Here is a 19,559-nt window from a genome sequence, read left to right on the forward strand (position 1 = left end):
TAATCAAAAAATGAGTGATTTAAGGGTCTCAAAAAATGCAAAATTTACTGCTGTAGCAGAGTCCGGGCCTGGCACTCCAAATCGTCCCGGTATCGATAACTTAATTCTCGGGAAGCGTCTAAAACATTTTCGGAAAGCCGCAGGTCTCACGCTTGAACAGCTCGGCGCGAGCGTTGGCTTAAGTGCCAGCCAGCTCTCACTCTATGAAAACGGCAAACGCGAACCGAAGCTGACGATACTGCAAACCCTTGCACGCGAACTCGGCACCGATATTCAGAAACTGTTTGCCACAGAAGCCCCAAACCGCAGATCCGCGCTAGAAATTGCGCTCGAACAAATGCAGCGCACAACAATCTATAAAAATCTTGGTCTGCCGCAGATCCGCTCACCCAAATCCGTCCCCACAGATACGCTCGAAGCAATCGTGGGTTTGGGTAAAGAGGTTCACCGCCAAGCACAGCAGCGCGCCGCCACCGCAGAGGGCGCAAAACAGGCGAACACCCTGCTGCGCGATAAAATGCGCTCACGCAATAATTATCTGCCCGAAATTGAAGAGATTGCCGAAGATTTAATGGCGAGCATTGGGCACACAACCGGCGCTCTAACCCACCGCGCAGTTGATGTGCTGGCAAATAAGCTTGGTTTCTCCCTGGTGTTTGTGCATGATCTGCCAAGCAACACCCGCTCGATAACCGACCTTGAAAATGGGCGGATCTACCTACCGCCGGCATCAATTCCGGGCGGGCACGGGCTGCGCGCACTCGCGCTACAGGCAATGGCGCACCACGTGCTCGGGCACGAAACGCCCTGGGATTATGCACAGTTTCTGCAGCAGCGTCTTGAAATCAACTATTTTGCTTCCGCCTGCCTGATGCCAGAGAAGCGCACCGCCGACTTTTTGCAGGCTGCAAAACGCGAGCGCAACCTCGCAATTGAGGATCTGCGTGACGCATTTGGTGTCACCCATGAGGCTGCAGCGCATCGCTTCACCAACCTCGCGACCGAGCATTTAGATTTACGCGTCCATTTTTATCGTGCGACTGCCGCCGGAGTGTTGGTGCGCGGCTACCAGAATGACGGTCTTGAATTTCCAACAGACGGCTACGGGAACGAAGAAGGGCAGCTAATCTGCAAATACTGGGGTGGTCGCACTGCGTTCAAGCGAAAGAATCGCACTAACGAGTTTTACCAGTACACCGACACCCCTGAGGGCACTTTCTGGTCGAGCGCACAGACTGGTGAGAGTGAAACCGACGGCGGTTTTTCGATTACGTGCGGTGTCAGCTTTGATGACGCCAAGTGGTTTCGCGGCCGTGATACGCAGAAACGCACAGTCTCGCTGTGCCCTGCTGAGGAGTGTTGCAAACGGCCTGATGAGCTAATGGCTGAGCGGTGGGAGGGGAAAAGCTGGGCGAGCGCCCGGATGCACCAGCACATACTCTCGCCACTGCCATCAGGCACTTTTCCGGGCGTTGACGAGGCCGAGATGTACGAGTTCTTAACCCGTCACGACGCAGAATTTCAAGGATAGATCGTAAAAAGTCTCGCGCACCCGAACTGACTTAACTTAGTGTTTGTGTCTAGTCGGGCGCGCGAGACTAAAGATTTAAAAATTTAGGCCGTTAGTCACCTTTTGGGCGTGCCGCAAATTCTTCAAACACAGCGCGCGGCTCTTGATTTGCTTCAATTCCTACTGCGTCACGACGCCAGAAGAAATGACCCACCCAGCCGCCGAATACGCGCACCTTGCGCTCGAAGGATGGGATCGCCATACCGTGGTAGAAACGGTGCGCCAGCCAAGCAGCATAGCCCTTCAGCTGCACTTTACGCGACTGGAATACACCGGTGTTCAAGCCGAGACCGGCAACAGCGCCAAGGTTGTCGTGCTTGTACTCCACAAGCCCCTCACCGCGCAGCGCGGAAACAATGTTGCGCGCAAGCAGCTTGCCCTGACGCACAGCGTGCTGTGCGTTTGGAACACAGAACCCGCCAGGCCCAGGAGTGTTCGAGATATCCGGTGTTTGCGAGGTGTCACCGGCTGTCCACGCACCCTCAACGACAGCACCCTCCTCGGTCGTCACCTGCAGTGTTGGGCTGCCGATAACGTGACCGCGTGGCCCAATAGGCAGGTCGGTGTCGCGCAGGAACGGACGCGGCATAACACCAGCTGTCCAGATGATCAGGTCTGATTCATATGCCTCACCGGTTGACAGCTGAATCTTACCGTCGGTCGCGTCCTGCAGTTGGGTGTTAAGGTGAATTTCCACACCGCGACGAGTCTGGTCTGCAACCACCCAGTCAGCCAGTTCTGCGCTCACCTCTGGCATGATGCGCCCCATCGCTTCGATGAGGTGAAACTTAGTTTCATCAAAAGTGATCTCTGGGTAACGCTGCAGCATTGAGGTTGCGAAGCTGCGCAGCTCTGAAATAGTTTCAATACCGGCAAAACCGCCGCCAACAACGGTCACAGTGAGCAAACGCTGACGCTCGGGTGAACCAGCAGGCAGTGACGCAGCACGCTCAAAGTTGCCAACCAAACGGTCGCGCACAGCTGCCGCCTCTTCAATCGTCTTCATGCCAATTGCGTTGTCGGCGATACCAGGAATTGGGAAGGTGCGAGACACTGAGCCGGTGGTGATCACAATGTGATCGTAGACAAACTCGGTAGTGCTGCCGTCAGTGAGCTGAATGGTCGCACTCTTTGCGCTGTGACTGATACCGGTTACCTTGCCGTGCAATTCTTTCGTGTGCTTGAGATGGCGACGGCGTGACACCACGGCGTGGCGTGGCTCGATTGATCCCGCGGCTACCTCTGGGAGGAACGGCAGATACTGCATGTACGGCAGCGGATCAACAATGGTCACCTCTGCTTCGCCCTCACGCAGGTGCTTCTCAAGCTTCCATGCGGTGTAGAAACCGGCGTAACCGCCACCGACGATCAGAATTTTCTTCGTCACAGACGTATGCTCCTTGGAACTTATGCTCGGCAATTTTATGCTTTGCGCGTGTAATTTGGGATTTCCACCCAATTAACAACTATATCTATCTAATTTTGCAGTCACCAATTAGTGTGCTGCGGGATCAAAATCGCTCGCTGCCAGCGCGATATCTCCGATCGGGTTAACTCCGGGGCCAGCCGCCAGCGCGTGCGCAATAAGAGCGTGCAGACATTTCACACGGGTTGGCATTCCTCCGGCGCTCACTCCTGAAATCTCAGCAACTTCACCGACACTGTCGCGATCGGCAATAAAGGATGTGTGCGCACTCTCATACTGCGCGCGCAACTCAGCATCGTCAGCCAAGCGCTCATTCAGCCCAACCATGAATCCGCTAGCCTCCAAGCGCGATGCGGCAGCTACCGCCGCAGGGTGGCAGAGATAGTAAAACGTTGGAAACGGTGTGCCGTCTTCTAACCGCGGCGCCGTCGCAACAACGGTTGGCTCCCCGCTTGCGGTGCGGGCAGCGATACCAACAACTCCACGAGCTTGGCGGCCAAGCTGCTCTGTCACGGTGGCGATATCGACGGCGGTTGGTTTTGTATACGGTGGACGAGGCATCAATTCTCTATTCGGTCGGAGCGGCAGGATCAGTATCGGGATCCACTTCCGGATCTGTTGCATCAGTGGCGGGATCAGGCGGAGCATTTTCAGCATCAATCTGTTTTGCGGTTCCCGCGATAACGGCTGATGCAAGCAGATTTGTCACCCAGCTCTGCGGCGCTTGGGTTAACTGCTCTTCAGTTTTGTGATGTTTGGTGGGCGTCAGGTCAATATCCATAATGACACTCAGTTGTGTCTCACCCGGCAGCACATAAGAGAGTCGGTTGCGCGCCTCAGCACGCACATAGCTTGGGTCGTTCCAGGCCTCAAAGGCCTTTTGTTCGCGAGCCTGCTCTTCTTTCAGCTTGGTGAGTTGCTGTTGCAGCTGCGCAATTTCCTGCCGCTGATTCACGTAAACACTAACCTGCGGTCCAATCACGAGCACACCACTCACGATGATCACAAAAAGCAAAATTGTCATGCCGCCAAAACGCAAACTCGCTGCCCAGTCGCGCACATAGCCACCCCAGCGGGAAATACGGTTTTCGGCCATATGGGATCGCTACCTTTGTTTTGCTTTTGGGATTAAGGATACTTACGTTCTAGTTTTAGTGTGCGCTGTATTCAAAATTAAGTGGGGCAAACTGCGTCAGTCTGCCCCACTATTTTAGAACCGTCCTCTAAAAATTAACCTACGAAGCGCGGAAAAGCCTCCGTGCCAGCGTACTCAGCTGATTCACCAAGCTCCTCTTCGATGCGCAGTAGCTGGTTGTATTTCGCAACGCGGTCACTGCGAGCGGGTGCACCGGTTTTGATCTGACCGGTTTCAAACGCAACCGCCAGGTCTGCGATAGTGGTGTCTTCGGTTTCACCTGAACGGTGCGACATGATGGTGGTGTACTGGTTGCGCTGCGCCAGTTTAATCGCATCTGCGGTCTCGGTTAGAGTGCCGATCTGATTCACCTTCACCAGCAGTGAGTTGGCCGCACCTGATGCAATACCATCACCCAGACGCTGTGGGTTGGTAACAAAGAGGTCATCACCCACAAGCTGCACCTTATGACCGAGTTCTTCGGTGAGAGCAGTCCAGCCGTCCCAGTCGTTCTCGTCGAGCGGATCCTCGATCGAAACAAGCGGGTACTTCTCTACCAGATCTTTGAAGTACTCAATCATTTCGGCCGCACTGCGCGCCTTCCCCTCAAAGGTGTAGGTGCCGTTCTCGTGGAATTCGCTTGACGCAACGTCGAGAGCTAGCGCAATATCGGTGCCTGGCTGGTAACCGGCGCGCGTAATAGCTTCAAGAATCAGGTCGAGCGCAGCAGCGTTGTTTGGCAGGTCGGGCGCGAAACCACCCTCATCACCAAGCCCGGTGTTGAGACCCTTCTCTTGCAGAACCTTCTTCAGAGAGTGGTAAACCTCAACACCCCAACGCAGCGCCTCTGAGAAGGTCTCAGCGCCGAGCGGAGCAATCATAAACTCTTGAATATCAACACCGGTATCAGCGTGCGCACCACCGTTGATGATGTTCATAAGCGGCACCGGCAGAGTGCAAGCGGTCGGGCCACCAATGTAGCGGAATAACGGCAGATCGGCCGATTCAGCGGCCGCAGCGGCAACAGCAAGACTGACGCCAAGAATTGCGTTAGCGCCAATTTTTTCTTTGTTGTCACTGCCGTCTGCTTCAATCAGGGTTTGGTCGATCAAACGCTGGTCGTCGGCTGGCAGACCTTCAATGGCTGGGCCGAGGACTGAAAAAACACCCTCCACAGCCTTCTGCACGCCCTTGCCAAGGTAGCGATCCTTGTCACCATCACGCAACTCATATGCCTCAAACTCACCTGTTGAAGCACCCGACGGCACCGCAGCGCGGCCGACTGAATCATCTGAGAGCACGACCTCAACCTCAACGGTTGGGTTTCCGCGTGAGTCAAGAATCTCACGGGCAAATACTGCATCTACATAAGCCACTGAATTTTACTCCTTCATGGTGGATAGCCGACCAATCCCGGTCTAACTATAAGTGTAACGAAGCGGTTGCTTTAACTTTCCGCAAAAACTTTAAAATCAAGATCGTGCATCGACGTGTGCTCCGGGCGCACGTTTGCAAACTCTGTGAAACCGTCAAGCTCGAAACGATCCAACAGCGGACGCACATTCTTGGTGCGTGTAGCGATCTGCACCCGGGCACCGCTAGCGATAAGCTCAGCCTTGATCCGCAAAAGCACTGCCGGATCCACCGCCTTATCAGCGATCAGTGCAACAGCACGTTGATCCGCAGCTGGTGGCAGATCAATCAGATCGATAATGCGCTCAAAGCCGATGGAGAATCCAACAGCGGGCACCGACTGGCTGAGGAAGCGGCCAATCATGCCGTCGTAACGCCCGCCACCGCCGACCGAACTGCCAGAGCCTGGATGCGCGATCTCGAAAATTGTGCCGGTGTAGTATCCCATGCCCCGCACCAGCGTCGGATCGAAAGCTAGTCGCACGCCCGCGGGGAGCCCCGGCGCTACCATCTCACCGAGGGAGATGAGCGCGCTGGTTACCTCCGGCGCTAAATCGGCGGGGAGCACTGCTGCAATGCCAGACTCGGTGAGCGCAATATCCCCCGCACAAGCAGCTTCACTATAAGAGTTCAGTATGTGTTCCAGTTTTACCGCAGGTGTCACAAACTCAGCACCAAAACCGCGCAGCTCATCAATAACTCCCTGCACCCCGATTTTGTCTAGCTTGTCAATCGTTATCAGAACTCGATCCGAGTCTGCAGCGTTGAACCCGCAGTAGTCAAGGAGCGCAGCTAGCAACCTGCGATCGTTGATACGGATGACGCACCCAGCGAGCCCAAGCCGGGCTAGTGCGGCGCTTGTAGCAGTGATTAGCTCTGCTTCAGCGAGCAGGCCAGGCTCACCGATGATATCAATATCGGCCTGCACAAACTGCCGGTAGCGACCCTTCTGCGGGCGTTCGGCTCGCCAGACCGGCCCGATGTGCACCGCCCGGAAGGTTGCCGGCAAATCTGCTCGGTTGCTTGCGTAGTAGCGGGCCAGCGGCACTGTTAAATCAAATCGTAAACCGAGATCACAGAGCACATCACCTGTGCCTGTTACGACAGCATTCTCAAGCTGTTCCTGACGCAGCCCGCGCTTCAGAATGGAGAATGACAGTTTCTCATTATCACCCCCGAGACCTGCGTGCAGGCGAGCATAGTCTTCAATTACCGGAGTTTCAATCTCATCAAAACCGTGCGCCGCATACACCTCACGGATGATTGCGAGCGCGCGCTCGCGTTTTAGTTTCTGAGCCGGAAGAAAATCGCGCATCCCACGCGGTGGATTCACCTGTTGAGCCATACTAACTATCTTGCCACGCGCTCGGTTAGTTCTCGCAAAGTCTGTCGCAGCGCCGCATCGGGGTCTACACCGTCTGCGTTTGCTTCCTGCACCAAACGCAAAAGCTCTTTCCCGAAGTCGCGTTCGTTTATTGCTTGCTCTTTCCCGGTGGTATTGCTCGCCTGTTTTTTGTCTGTCGTATCGGCTTCTGCTGCAGTGAGAAATGCTGTCAGCGACCTGCGCACTGCAGCATCTTGATGGTGCGCGATCCGATTCATCATTTTTGCTGCTTTGGCCAGAGTCGGCATCGCGCTGGGGATCCCGTCAAACACGCCCCGCACCGCGCGGTGAGCGGTGGCATCACGTTTCAGATTTTCCCACTCTGTCTTAAGCTCCTCACTCGACATATAACCGCGATCGCTGAACACATGCGGATGTCTAGCGATGAGCTTTGCGGCGAGCGCCTCACCAACTGAATCTAGGTTGTAGCCCTCCCCTGCCTGGGCTGCAATCTCGGTGTGAAAGAGCACCTGATAAAGGACATCACCAAGTTCTTCTGCAACAATCTCAGCGGATTCACCTGCTTCAATCGCCTCAACAACTTCCGCAGTCTCTTCGATCAGATATTTAAGCAGCGATGTGTGGGTCTGCTCAGCGTGCCACGGACAGCCACCCGGGGAGACCATCTGACGCACAACGGCACGGGCGCGCTCAATCCCTATGACCCCGGTTGCAGAGTTTGCGCTCACGCTGCGAGAATCTCTCTCACAGCGCATCTTGCAGCGTCTGCGCTTTCAGCATTGCAAGCGGCTGCGGCCGCCTGCTGGCACTGTTCCATAGTGTAACCGGCAATCGCTGCGCCAACCACCGGCACGGCATTAGCTGTCATTGAGAGGCTGTTTACCCCAAGCCCGACAAGCACCCCTGCGAGCAGCGGATCGCTCGCGGATTCCCCGCAAACTCCGATCGAAACAGCTGTATCAGCGCAGTTTTCGCCAAGCGCGCGCAGCTGTCGCAGAAGAGCCGGTTGCCACGGAGAATTAAGATGGGCGAGGTCGGTGGCCATTCGGTCTGCGGCCATAGTGTATTGCGCGAGGTCGTTAGTGCCAACGCTGACAAAATCCACAAGTTCAACGATCTGGTCAGCCAAGCCAACGGCTGCTGGGGTTTCAACCATAATGCCGACGTGTTTTAAGCCCGCGTGGCGCGCCTCTTCGACAAAGCTGTGCGTCTCTTCAAGCGTTGCAATCATTGGCGCCATCACCCACACATCAGTTTCTGGCACTTGAGTTGCTGCCTGCGCAATCGCGGCAAGCTGTGTGGTCAACACATCTGGATAGTTCCAGCTTGTGCGGTAGCCGCGCACACCAAGCGCAGGGTTTTCTTCAGCTGCGGGAGTTACAAACGGAAGCGGTTTATCGCTGCCGGCATCGAGTGTGCGCACAACGACTTTTCGGCCTTTAAAACCCTGCAACACTTCTGCATACGCCGCCACCTGTTCAGTCAGGCTCGGCGCTGTTTCTCTGCCTAGGAAGCAGAATTCTGTGCGGAACAAACCAACACCCTCAGCGCCACGTTCGACCGCTGCGGCAACATCCTTGCTGCTCCCAACGTTCGCAAGTATCTGTACGGTCTCACCAGATGCCAAACGACCCGGCCCGGCAAAAGGCGGAAGGTCGCTCAAAAGCTGTGGTGCGGTGCGCGCATCCAGTTTATCGCTATCGTTTGGCTGCCTGATTACCTCAGCCGTCTCCCCGTCTATAACAATCTCTTCCCCGTCTTCTAATTCGGCAAATGCTGCCGCATCAATCACCGCCGGGATGCCAAGTGCACGCGCCAAAATAGCTGTGTGCGAGGTCGGGCCACCTGATCCGAGCACAATACCAAGACAGGTCTTAGGGTTGAGCGTTGCGGTGTCAGCCGGCGCTAGATCATGTGCCACCAGGATGAATGGTTGCTTCAGGTTCGGGATGCCGGGCAGCTGCTGTCCGGTCAGTTTCGCCACAATGCGCGCACGCACATCTCTCACGTCGCTGGCACGCTCAGCGAGCTCGCCTCCGCCGGCCGTAAACTGCCGGGCGATATCGCGCAAAACATCCCACACAGCGTTTGCTGCGGGCCTGCCCTGATCGATAATTTTTGCGCCGGCTTCGCTGATGATCACAGGATCTGCCGCAAGTTTAGCGGTTGCAGCTAAAACCTCCTGAGCGGTGCCCGTCGCCGTCGCGGCTAACTCCTCTAATTCCGCCGTCACCTGTGTCACAGCTTCAATAACTCGTTGCTTCTCGGCTGCACGCTCATTTTCAGCGATAGTGCCGTGTGCTATTGGTTCGCTCACCGGCGCAGCCATGCGCGCCACAGGCCCGAGCACTCGTCCAGAGCTCACGCCCAAAGGCCTAGTTGGCGCGCTGTGGTTTCGAGCGTCAACAGATTGTGGATCGGCACCCGCGGCCGCAGCAGCCGGTTGCTCCACGAGATTTTCAACTAGCTCGCCAAAGCCGTCCGCGATCATGTTTTCGAGATGGTCGAGCGCCGCAGTTGCGTCTGCGCCGTTTGCGCTGAGTGTGACAGTGTCACCACCGCGGGTGCCGAGACCAGCCACCATCAGTGGGCTACGGGCGCTCACCGCGTCGCGTCCTGCTTTTTGAATAGTGACGCTCGCGTTAAACTGCGCAAGCTCTTCAGCGATGCGGCCAGCAGGTCTCGCGTGCAGCCCCGCAGCGTTAACAATCGTAGCTGTGCGCCGCACTTCATCAGTCGCTGCGGTATCAACGCTCACAGTCGGCTGCTCAGCGGTATCGCCAAGCTGCTGTTGTTTCGGGATCAGGGCGGCGCGTGCTTCCTCTGCCACTTCATCGATACTTCCACCGGTAGCAGCGCGCACTACACCAGCCAGCAGACCTTCGACAAACGGCGCCGAGATAATTCGCACATCCAGGTCAGGATCGGGCAGAAACTCAAGCGCCATCTCGGCTGACAGGATCGCTGATCCGAGATCAACGAGCACAAGCACTCCGTCGCCGCTGTCCACCGCAGCAATCGCTTCGGCGACAGCAACCGCATCGGTACCAAATTCGCCCTCTGGCGTCCCAGCGGCAAGCGCAAGCGGGGGCTGCTCTCCCGAAATCATCTGCAGGGCGAGATCTCGAGCTGCCTCTGCAAGCGGCAAACTGTGTGAAACGGCGACGATACCAACGGCCATACTGATCCTGTCCTTTGAATCTCTACCACCGAGTTCGCAGACTGATCAAGGATTTAAAAACTCGACCAGTCTGCGAAAACAGTAGGTTTCAGGGTGAATCCGAGTTGTTTACCTTAGGCGACGCTGTCTGCCAGCGCCCGGAAGAGATATGCGGTTGAGGCTGAACCGGGATCAATATGCCCGATACTGCGATCTCCCAGATAGCTTGCTCGCCCCTTTTTCGCAACTAGCGGCCCGGTTGCATCACGCGCAGTCTCAGCTTTATCAGCTGCGGCCGCGAGCGCGTCTCTAAGCGCAGCGCCGTCTGCCAGTTGTTTATCTAGCTCGTCGAGAGCGGGAAGCAAGACATCAACCATGGTTTTATCCTGCAGCTCGGCTTTGCCGCGAGCTACAACACCCTCAGCTCCTGCACGCAGCGCTGCTGCAAGGGCGCCCGCATCAAGTTCGGTAACCTCTCCGGCTGAAACGCCAAAGCGTAGGAAGAAAGTGCCAAACAGTGGGCCGCTTGCACCACCGACAGTGCTTACAAGGGTCATGCCGAAGGCTTTGCCAAGCGCTGCAACAGTATCTGGGTTGTCAGCGGCAAGCTTATCTGCGGCAGCTGCCGTGCCGCGAGCCATGTTGGAGCCGTGGTCGGCGTCACCTATCTCTGCGTCTAGATTAGTTAAATACTCTTTATTTTCACCAACTGTGTCACGAAATGTGTTGAGCCAGTTTGTGAGCTGTGCAATTGAAACCGTCTCAGTCATTACTTGCCCCACCTTAATGCTGGTGTCTTTACGGGTGCGTCCCACAGCTTCAGAATCTCATCGTTTGCTTTCAGGATCGTGAGCGAGCACCCGGCCATATCCAGTGCTGTTATGTAGTTACCTACAAGGTTGCGCGCTACTTTAACACCGCGTTCTGCAAGCAGCTTCGCTACCTCACCGTACATGAGGTACAGCTCAATCTGTGGCGTAGCGCCGAGACCGTTCACCATCACGATGGTCTCCGATCCTTGGAAATCGAGCTCTTCAAGGATGGAATCCACCATCTCCTTGGCAATGTCAGCTGCCGGCGCTAATGCAACGCGGCGACGACCGGGTTCACCGTGAATGCCAACTCCCATCTCCATTTGGTCTTCTGGCAGCTCAAAAGTTGGGCGGCCGACGTGCGGCACCGTGCAGCTTGTCAAAGCCACGCCCATCGAACGGCCGTTAGCTATAACCTCTTCGGCGAGTTTCTTCACGCTCTTAAGGTCTTGCCCGGCTTCGGCGGCAGCGCCGACAATTTTTTCGAGAAGCACGGTGAGGCCAACGCCACGGCGACCGGCTGTAAAGCTTGAGTCTTCAACAGCAACATCGTCGTTCACGATGACGCTGGCAACTTCAACACCGGTTTCAGCGTTTGCCAGCTCTGCTGCCATTTCAAAGTTCATGACGTCGCCAGTGTAATTTTTAATGATCTGCAGCACACCAGCTCCGCCGTCAACGCCTTTAATCGCGGCGGCAACTTGATCTGGGGTTGGTGAGGTGAACATCTGGCCGGCAACAGCGGCGTCCAGCATCCCCTCACCGACATAGCCGCCGTGCAGTGGTTCGTGACCTGAGCCACCACCAGAAATCACGCCAACCTTGCCCTGCTTTGGCCCCGCAGCGCGGTATACAATCTGATGTTCAAAATCCACTCGCACACTATCGTGCGCCGCGGCAACACCCGCGAGAGATTCGGCAACAACCTGCTCCGGATCGTTTATGAGTTTCTTCATGCGGCTCTCCAATCGGTAAGTTCTCGCTTTTCGCAAAAACGAAAGCGCTCTTCCATTTTCCCGCTAAGTTGCTGAAAAACTGTTGCACACGGCGATTGCGCAAAGCTATTCTGTCTGGCTTTTTGGGGGTGCGAAAATATTTTCAAAAACTCTCGCAATCCAGGCAACCAGGTCTCCGTCTAAGGCTTCATCAGGTGACAGTTGCGGTGCATCCCACTGCGAGACGTAGCCCTTCTGCAGACCGCGCGGGAGCGGCACAGTCATCCGGCCGCGACTGTCATCATATTCAGCCCCAGGATAGAGGCGCACAAGGCGCAGCTGGCGTGACTCTGGCAGGGTGACCGCCTCGATCCGCAGCGCACCGTCTAACACAAGCACTTTGGTAGCCCCCAGGGCTGCAGCGGTTTTACGTATACGCGTCACCTTAACCAGTTCAGCAACCTGCTCTGGCACAGCACCGTAGCGGTCTGTCAACTCTTCGAGCACGAGATCAATTGCGCCCTCGGCAGCGTTCGGGTGCGCCGCCGCCGCAAGCTTCTGATAGGCCTCAAGACGCAACCGCTCCGAGTCAATAAACTCATCGGGAATGCGCGCATCCACCGGAATTTCAATCACCAGCTCAACGTTTTCTTTAATATCTTCACCCTTAAAGGTGTCAACCGCCTCGCCAATCATACGCAGGTAGAGGTCGAATCCAACACCCGCAATATGCCCCGACTGCTCTCCGCCGAGCAGGTTGCCAGCACCACGCAGTTCGAGGTCTTTCAGCGCCACCTGCATACCTGCACCAAGCTCGTTGTGCTGAGCGATAGTGTCCAGACGCTCATAGGCAGCCTCGGTCAGCGGTTTCGCCGGATCGTAAAGGAAGTAGGCGTACGCTCTTTCCCGGCTGCGCCCCACGCGACCGCGCAGCTGATGCAACTGGCTGAGACCGTATTTTTCTGCACCGTCAATAATGATCGTGTTCGCGTTTGCGATATCCAGTCCGGTTTCAACAATGGTTGTCGTCACCAGCACGTCATACTGGCGCTCATAAAAGTCAACAACCACCTGCTCTAGCTCGTTTTGTGCCATCCGGCCGTGCGCGACAGCAACACGTGCTTCCGGCACCAAATCCTGTATTTTCTTCGCAATGCGATGGATCGAACTGACCCGATTGTGCACGAAGAAAATTTGCCCCTCACGCAGCATTTCACGACGGATCGCCGCCGCCACCTGGGCTTCATTAAACTGCCCGACGAACGTTAAAATCGGGTGTCTGTCTTCAGGCGCTGTCGCCAGGGTCGACATTTCCCGAATTCCGGTCACCGCCATCTCCAGCGTGCGAGGAATCGGGGTTGCACTCATTGCGAGCACATCGACATTCGCCTTCAACGCTTTTAAGGCGTCTTTGTGCTCAACGCCAAAACGCTGCTCCTCATCGATAACAACAAGACCAAGATCCTTGTATTTAACGTTTTCACTCAGCAAGCGATGGGTGCCGATAACCACGTCGATACTGCCTGCGGCTAGGTCGCTAAGAATCTGTTTGGCTTCTTTATCTGTCTGAAAACGGCTGAGTGCTTTTAACCGCACCGGAAAACCGGCAAAACGGTTCTGGAAAGTTTCAAAGTGCTGTTTTACAAGCAGCGTTGTTGGCACGAGAATAACAACCTGTTTATTATCCTGCACGGCCTTAAACGCTGCACGCACAGCAATTTCGGTTTTCCCAAAACCGACATCACCAGACACTAAACGGTCCATCGGTCTTGAGCTTTCCATATCCCGTTTCACTGCTTCAATAGCGGCCATCTGATCCTGCGTTTCAACGTACGGGAATGCTTCTTCCAGCTCGTTCTGCCACGGTGTATCGGGAGAGAACGCGTGCCCTTTGGCCTGCGATCGTGCGGCATAAAGCTTCGCAAGTTGGATAGCTATATCGCGCACCGCCTTGCGTGCTTTTTTCTTCGCACTCGCCCAGTCACTGCCGCCCATTTTTGAAAGCTTCGGTGCTTCTGCGCCAACATAACGCGATAGCTGCCCAAGCTGATCTGTTGGAACAAAAAGATTGTCGGCAGGCAAGCCCCGTTTACTCGGCGCATACTCGAGCACCAAATACTCGCGCTTCTGCGGTTTCTCACCCGGTTGGTCGGCGGGAATTTCACGCTGTGTCAGCTCTATGAAGCGGCCAATACCGTGCCGCTCATGCACAACATAGTCACCCGCTTTCAACTGCAGCGGATCAACCACGTTTTTTCCGCGGCGACGCAGTGGTTTGTTTCCGCGCATCTGCTGCTGACTGAGCTGTCTGCCAAAAAGTTCAGTTTCGGTGGCTAATAGTAAGCCGCTGCCAGCGCTGGCGAAACCGGATACTGCTTCTCCGATCGCCACATACACAATTTTTTCTTGCGGATCGTCGGGCAGCGCAGGTGTTTTCTCAACCGGCAGCCCGAACTCAAGCAGAATTTCTGTGGCGCGGTCGGCAGCGCCGGTGGAACCTGCCACAACAACCGCATATTTATTGTCCTGCAGCCAAGTTTTGATAAGTCCTGCGGTGTGTTCTGCCGGATCGCTTCCTACGCTTGTTTCAAGCGGTGTTGCTTCTACACTCTGGGCGGAGTCTGCAAAGGTTGCCATGGTGTGCCAGACGGTGTGCACCCCCTGCGCACGCACCTGGGTAAGCGTGAACATACCGGAATGATCGCCATCGGGCATGACAGGAACTGTGTTAGATCCCTCCCCTGCCGCAGCAGACCAAGCAGCGGCAAGAAACTCAGCGTTCGTTTCAGCGAGACTGTCAGCTCGCGCCACCACCTTTTCTGGGGAGACAACAGTGACCCAACTGTTTTCTGGCAGCAGTTCAGTTAGTGCGTACTGCCGCTCAACCAGATACGGCAGCAAACTCTCCATGCCTTCTGCGTTGATTCCCGCGGCAATCTTTTCTAACAGTTCTGACTGTTGTGGCATGGTGGCGCGCAGAGCACCCGCACGTGAGCGCACGTCAGGAGTCAGCAACAGTTCACGCGCTGGCCAGATATCTAGATGTTTGATTGAGGCTGCGCTGCGCTGGTCTGTCACTGCAAACTGGCGCAGATCGTCCACCTCATCATCGAAAAAATCAATGCGCACCGCTGATTCTGCCGCCGGCACGAAAACGTCAACAATACCGCCGCGCACAGCAAACTCGCCACGTTTTGTCACCATATCAACACGGTCGTAGCCGAGTTGCACAAGAGTTTCAGCAAAGCCGTTAGGCCCGCCCACACTAACCCCGTTAACGAGTCGCAAAGCTTCTGCGTCTGCCGCGGCCGGTGAGATTGCCTGCAAAATAGCGCGCACAGACGCGACCACTACGAGAGGGGTTTTTCCGTTGTGCTTACGCAGTTTGTTTAGCGCAACCATGCGTTTGCCAACCGTCTCGCGCGACGGGCTCAACCGCTCGTGCGGCAGTGTTTCCCAAGCCGGCAGTTCAACAGTTTCAGCCTCTGGCAAGAGAGCTGTTAACGACAGTCTCAGCTGCTCTGCTTCACGACTGGTCGCCGCCACTAATAGGAGCGCACCAAGTTTGCCCTGTTGGATCCTGCGTTTATAAATTGCCGCAAGCAGCGGTGCTCTCAGCCCGTCTAACAGCGCAAAATTAGTGTCTTCTGTGGCGGCTGCTAGCGCAGCCTTGAAGGTGGTGTCGTGCTGCAGAATATTTGTAATGCTGGCAATGCTCATCTCAAGCTTCTCCTGACCCTAGACACGACCGTGAAATTTTTGCTGTGCTGCGGTCAGGCCGCTGTTTATGATCTCAAGTGCGGCATCCGCAGCGTCAGCGATGAGCGCTCCGAGGTTTGCCCGCTCTGTTTTTGTAAACGGCGAGAGCACAAAATTAGCGACATCCATCTGCCCGGGTGGGCGGCCAATGCCGATCCGCACACGGTTAAAGTCTGGAGTGTTTAAAGCTTTTGCGATGTCCCGCAGGCCGTTGTGACCGCCGTGCCCACCGCCGTTTTTAAGTCTCACCGTGTCAAAGGGAATATCTAATTCGTCGTGCAGCACGATAATGCGTGCGGGTGCGATATTGAAGTACTTTGCAGCGGCAGCCACCGGCCCGCCGCTGGTGTTCATATAGCTGTGCGGTTTCGCAAGCACAAGTTTTGCGCCGCCCGGCCTCTCCCAACCCTCCGCGATCTGATTGTTTGTGCGATGTGAGGCAAAACGAGCTCCGATACGGTGAGCCAGTTCTTGCACCGCCATTTCGCCGATGTTGTGGCGCGTTTCCTCATAGCGGGCACCGGGGTTTCCGAGCCCAGCTATCAACCATGTATCGCTCACGGGATCACTGCTTTCTTATTTACTGCCGGATCTTGACCTTTGTATGCAACAAGACCAAAGACCCGCAGGCATTTACTCAGAAATACCTGCGGGTCTCGTTTAAAGAATGCTTTACTCAGCGCTTTCCTCTGAGTCTTCTGCAGATTCTTCAGCAGACTCTTCATCAGAAGCTTCTTCAGTCTCATTAAGCTCATCAATGGTTGATTCAGTCTCAACCACAGGGATAGCTACCTGCACGATAAGCGCTTCAGCATCGCCAACAAGCTCAACGCCCTTAGGCAGTTCAACGTCGCCAGCGAGAATCTGAGTGCCTTCTTCAGCACCTTCAACGCTAACGCTGAAGGCCTCTGGAATATCGGTTGCTGGTGCGCTCACCAGGATTGTGTTGGTCTCCTGCAGCGCGGTGGTGCCTGCGAATGGCTCACCCTCAACGTGCACAGGAACTTCAACCTCAACGGTTTCGCCCTTAGAGACAACAACAAAATCAACGTGCTCGATGATCTGACGCACTGGATCCTTCTGCACATCCTTCACAAGTGCGAGCTGTTTGCCACCCTCGAATGAGAGCTCCACGAGCGCATTCTTGTGACGTACGATTAGGCTCAGCGGGTGGGTCTCTACAGTCAGGTGCAGTGGATCGATCCCGTGGCCGTAAACAACAACCGGGGTCTGACCGGCTGCACGTAGCTTACGCGCTACACCCTTACCAAAGCTCTCGCGCACAACTGCGTCGAGCTTGCTTGCATTGCTCATAATTTACTCCTTACTAACGGGCGGCACCGAAGATGGTGTTTGCCCAAACTGTGTTTGTGCTCTCGTCGAGACACACGGAAACCAGAAAGTCTGGGCGCCCGCGTCGATAACGGAGTGCTGATTTTTGCTGCGCTGCGACAGATCCGCTACGCGCACCAGCCTCCCTCGCCGAAGTACCGTATAAGCATACCGTATTAACAGATACAGCGCACCCGCAGCACGCTACATCAGAGCCACTCTGCTTAAGCTGCGCCCTCAAACATTGAGGTTACTGAGCCGTCTTCGAACACCTCACGAATGGCTGCGGCCAGCAGCGGTGCTATTGACAGCACGGTGAGGTTGTCGAACTGCTTTTCTGCTGGAACAGGCAGAGTATCGGTCACAACCACCTCGTTAATATGCGGCGCGTTTAACACCTCAGGTGCTTTGCCAGAGAAAATCGGGTGGGTTGCTGCAATAGTGACGCCGCGCGCACCGTTCTTTACAAGTGCCTCAGCTGCCTTTGCGATTGTGCCACCGGTGTCAATCATGTCGTCAACCATAAGGCACCAGCGATCCTTCACATCACCCACAATTTCATGCACGCTGACCTGGTTTGCCACCTTCGGGTCGCGACGCTTGTGAATAATTGCCAGCGGCGCACCAAGCTGATCGCTCCACACGTCAGCCACACGCACACGACCCATGTCTGGTGACACAATGGTGAGGTCGTCGCGATCCTTAAACTGAGCACGGAAGTGCTCGAGCAGCACCGGCATCGCAAACAGATGATCCACCGGACCGTCAAAGAAGCCCTGAATCTGCGCGGCGTGCAGATCGACCGACATAATCCGATCGGCGCCTGCCGCCTTAAAGAGATCCGCAATCAGACGGGCTGAAATTGGCTCACGGCCGCGACCTTTTTTGTCCTGCCGCGAGTATGGATAGAACGGCACAACAACGGTAATGCGTTTAGCTGAGGCGCGCTTTAGAGCATCGACCATAATCAGCTGTTCCATCACATTCTCGTTGATGGGGTCGATGTGCGACTGCAACACAAAGGCGTCGGTGCCGCGCACGCTTTCATTAAAACGTGCGTAAATCTCGCCGCTCGCAAAAGTGCGAATCTCGGTTTCTAGCACCTCTGCGCCCAGTTCAGCTGCAACGTTGTGTGCAAGCTCAGGGTAGGCGCGACCCGTAACTAGAACAAGCTTCTTCTGCCCGGCCTTTTCAATTCCGCTCATAATAAGTTAACGCTCTCCATCTTTGGGAATATTTGCTGCTGCTGCGGCTTTTGCTGAAGTAGTATCTGGGCGGTTAGCTGCCACCCACCCCTCAAAGTTACGCTGCGCGGCAACACTCATTGCGAGCGCGCCCGGCGCAACCTCCTTACGCACAACGGCTCCTGCCGCTGTGTAAGCTCCTGCTCCAATTGTGACCGGCGCAACAAGCACACTCTTCGATCCAACGCGGGCGCTCTCCCCGATATTGGTGCGGTGTTTGTTTACGCCGTCATAGTTGGCGATGATAGTGCCAGCGCCGATATTAGCTTCTGCGCCGATGCTGGCGTCTCCCACATAACTTAGGTGAGGCACTTTCGCCCCGTCACCAATCTGTGTGTTTTTTGATTCCACAAAGGCGCCGATCTTACCTGCGACGCCGAGGGTGGTGCCCGGGCGGATGTATGAGAATGGCCCGACTGTCGCATTCGCAGCGATTGTTGCGCCGTGCACCTCTGAGCGCAGCACGAGCGCATCCGCGCCAACAAATGTGTCTGCGAGAGTTGTTGCCGGCCCCACAACCGCACCGGATTCAATAACTGTGTTACCGCGCAGTATCGAACCGGGCTCGATAACAGCGTCGGCTGCAATTTGCACAGTAACGTCTACGTAACTTGCGGCCGGGTCTGTGAAGGTCACACCATTTCTTTGATGCTGCTCGATAGTGCGGCGGTTGAGCTCTGTGCCAGCTGCCGCAAGCTGCACGCGATCGTTGACGCCCGCAATAACCCAGCTGTCGTCGGTTGCGTGCGCGAGCACCCTACCGCCGCTTGCAAGAATCTTCGCGGCCGCGTCGGTCAGGTATTTTTCTCCCTGCGCGTTGTTGGTGTCGATAGTTTGCAGCGCAGCAGCTAACGCGGCGGTGTCGAAAACATAAATTCCGCCGTTAATTTCGGTTATCTGGCGCTCTAAGACGCTTGCGTCTTTTTCTTCCACGATGCCAATAACGTCGCCGCTCTCATCGCGAATAATGCGCCCCAGGCCTTTCGGATCGTCGAATATAGCAGACAAAATAGACATCTGCGCGCCCGCTTCGCTGTGCCCAGCGAGCAGGTTCTCAAGTGTGGCAACGTCAATTAACGGCACATCTCCGGAGAGCACGACCACATCGCCCTGAAAGTGTTCAGGGAGCGCACCAAGAGCGCTCTCAACAGCACGTCCGGTGCCCGGTATCTCATCCTGCTCAACAATTAGAACGTCTGGCGCGAATGCGCTAATGGTTGCAGCAACCCGTTCTTTTTCGTGTCGCACAACCGCCACAATATATTCTGGATTTAGGCCCTCGGCGGTTGTGAGCACGTGCTCAATCAAAGCGCGACCGCCGATCGGGTGCAGCACTTTCGGCAATGAAGATTTCATTCGCGTACCCTGACCCGCGGCCAAAATCACAACCGCTACTGCCCGGCCATCACGCATCTAAGTACCTGCCTC

The 19,559-nt window shown here is 55.7% G+C and carries 15 protein-coding genes; 1 reads left to right on the plus strand and 14 read right to left on the minus strand.

The window, feature by feature from the left end; translation table 11 throughout:
- Window positions 1-10: 10 nt before the first annotated feature.
- Entirely contained in the window at window positions 11-1,531 is a 1,521-nt protein-coding gene (locus HCQ99_RS02745; protein ID WP_166985387.1) for a helix-turn-helix transcriptional regulator, read from the plus strand.
- 91 nt (window positions 1,532-1,622) lie between these two features.
- Here the strand turns inward: HCQ99_RS02745 and HCQ99_RS02750 are convergent, their stop codons facing one another.
- From HCQ99_RS02750 to glmU, 14 genes are all read right to left on the minus strand, one after another.
- Window positions 1,623-2,957, minus strand: coding sequence for an NAD(P)/FAD-dependent oxidoreductase (locus tag HCQ99_RS02750; protein WP_166985390.1), 1,335 nt, complete (start codon window positions 2,955-2,957; stop codon window positions 1,623-1,625).
- A gap of 108 nt (window positions 2,958-3,065) precedes the next feature.
- Window positions 3,066-3,557 (minus strand): DUF501 domain-containing protein, encoded by a 492-nt coding sequence (locus HCQ99_RS02755; protein WP_166985393.1) that lies wholly within the window; start codon window positions 3,555-3,557, stop codon window positions 3,066-3,068.
- Window positions 3,558-3,564: 7 nt separating this feature from the next.
- The gene (locus tag HCQ99_RS02760) at window positions 3,565-4,092 is read right to left on the minus strand and encodes an FtsB family cell division protein (RefSeq protein WP_166985396.1); all 528 of its coding nucleotides are present in this window, start codon (window positions 4,090-4,092) and stop codon (window positions 3,565-3,567) included.
- A gap of 134 nt (window positions 4,093-4,226) precedes the next feature.
- On the minus strand, window positions 4,227-5,507 hold the full coding sequence (eno, locus tag HCQ99_RS02765) for a phosphopyruvate hydratase (RefSeq protein ID WP_166985400.1): 1,281 nt from the start codon (window positions 5,505-5,507) through the stop codon (window positions 4,227-4,229).
- 71 nt (window positions 5,508-5,578) lie between these two features.
- Window positions 5,579-6,889 (minus strand): histidine--tRNA ligase, encoded by a 1,311-nt coding sequence (gene hisS, locus HCQ99_RS02770; protein WP_166985403.1) that lies wholly within the window; start codon window positions 6,887-6,889, stop codon window positions 5,579-5,581.
- Window positions 6,890-6,894: 5 nt separating this feature from the next.
- Window positions 6,895-7,617 (minus strand): MazG nucleotide pyrophosphohydrolase domain-containing protein, encoded by a 723-nt coding sequence (locus HCQ99_RS02775; protein ID WP_243854471.1) that lies wholly within the window; start codon window positions 7,615-7,617, stop codon window positions 6,895-6,897.
- The gene (ptsP, locus tag HCQ99_RS02780; protein ID WP_166985410.1) at window positions 7,614-10,070 is read right to left on the minus strand and encodes a phosphoenolpyruvate--protein phosphotransferase; all 2,457 of its coding nucleotides are present in this window, start codon (window positions 10,068-10,070) and stop codon (window positions 7,614-7,616) included. Before ptsP ends, HCQ99_RS02775 begins: the two co-directional genes overlap by 4 nt.
- A gap of 113 nt (window positions 10,071-10,183) precedes the next feature.
- A complete protein-coding gene (dhaL, locus tag HCQ99_RS02785) occupies window positions 10,184-10,819 on the minus strand; it encodes a dihydroxyacetone kinase subunit DhaL (protein ID WP_166985413.1) in 636 nt (211 codons plus the stop codon).
- Window positions 10,819-11,817 (minus strand): dihydroxyacetone kinase subunit DhaK, encoded by a 999-nt coding sequence (dhaK, locus tag HCQ99_RS02790; protein WP_166985416.1) that lies wholly within the window; start codon window positions 11,815-11,817, stop codon window positions 10,819-10,821. Before dhaK ends, dhaL begins: the two co-directional genes overlap by 1 nt.
- 105 nt (window positions 11,818-11,922) lie before the next feature.
- Complete coding sequence (gene mfd / locus HCQ99_RS02795) at window positions 11,923-15,516, minus strand: transcription-repair coupling factor (RefSeq protein WP_166985419.1); 3,594 nt, start codon at window positions 15,514-15,516, stop codon at window positions 11,923-11,925.
- An 18-nt stretch (window positions 15,517-15,534) separates the two neighbouring features.
- On the minus strand, window positions 15,535-16,116 hold the full coding sequence (gene pth / locus HCQ99_RS02800) for an aminoacyl-tRNA hydrolase (protein WP_166985422.1): 582 nt from the start codon (window positions 16,114-16,116) through the stop codon (window positions 15,535-15,537).
- 111 nt (window positions 16,117-16,227) lie between these two features.
- Complete coding sequence (locus HCQ99_RS02805) at window positions 16,228-16,869, minus strand: 50S ribosomal protein L25/general stress protein Ctc (RefSeq protein WP_166985425.1); 642 nt, start codon at window positions 16,867-16,869, stop codon at window positions 16,228-16,230.
- Between the two features lie 242 nt (window positions 16,870-17,111).
- Window positions 17,112-18,092 carry a ribose-phosphate diphosphokinase gene (locus HCQ99_RS02810; RefSeq protein WP_166985428.1) on the minus strand — a complete coding sequence of 327 codons (981 nt, stop codon included), beginning with the start codon at window positions 18,090-18,092 and terminating at the stop codon, window positions 17,112-17,114.
- Window positions 18,093-18,098: 6 nt separating this feature from the next.
- Window positions 18,099-19,544, minus strand: coding sequence for a bifunctional UDP-N-acetylglucosamine diphosphorylase/glucosamine-1-phosphate N-acetyltransferase GlmU (gene glmU, locus HCQ99_RS02815; RefSeq protein WP_166985431.1), 1,446 nt, complete (start codon window positions 19,542-19,544; stop codon window positions 18,099-18,101).
- Between the last annotated feature and the right edge of the window lie 15 nt (window positions 19,545-19,559).

This window comes from Canibacter zhoujuaniae (assembly GCF_011752015.1).
GTDB classification, from domain to species: Bacteria; Actinomycetota; Actinomycetes; order Actinomycetales; family Microbacteriaceae; genus Canibacter; species Canibacter zhoujuaniae.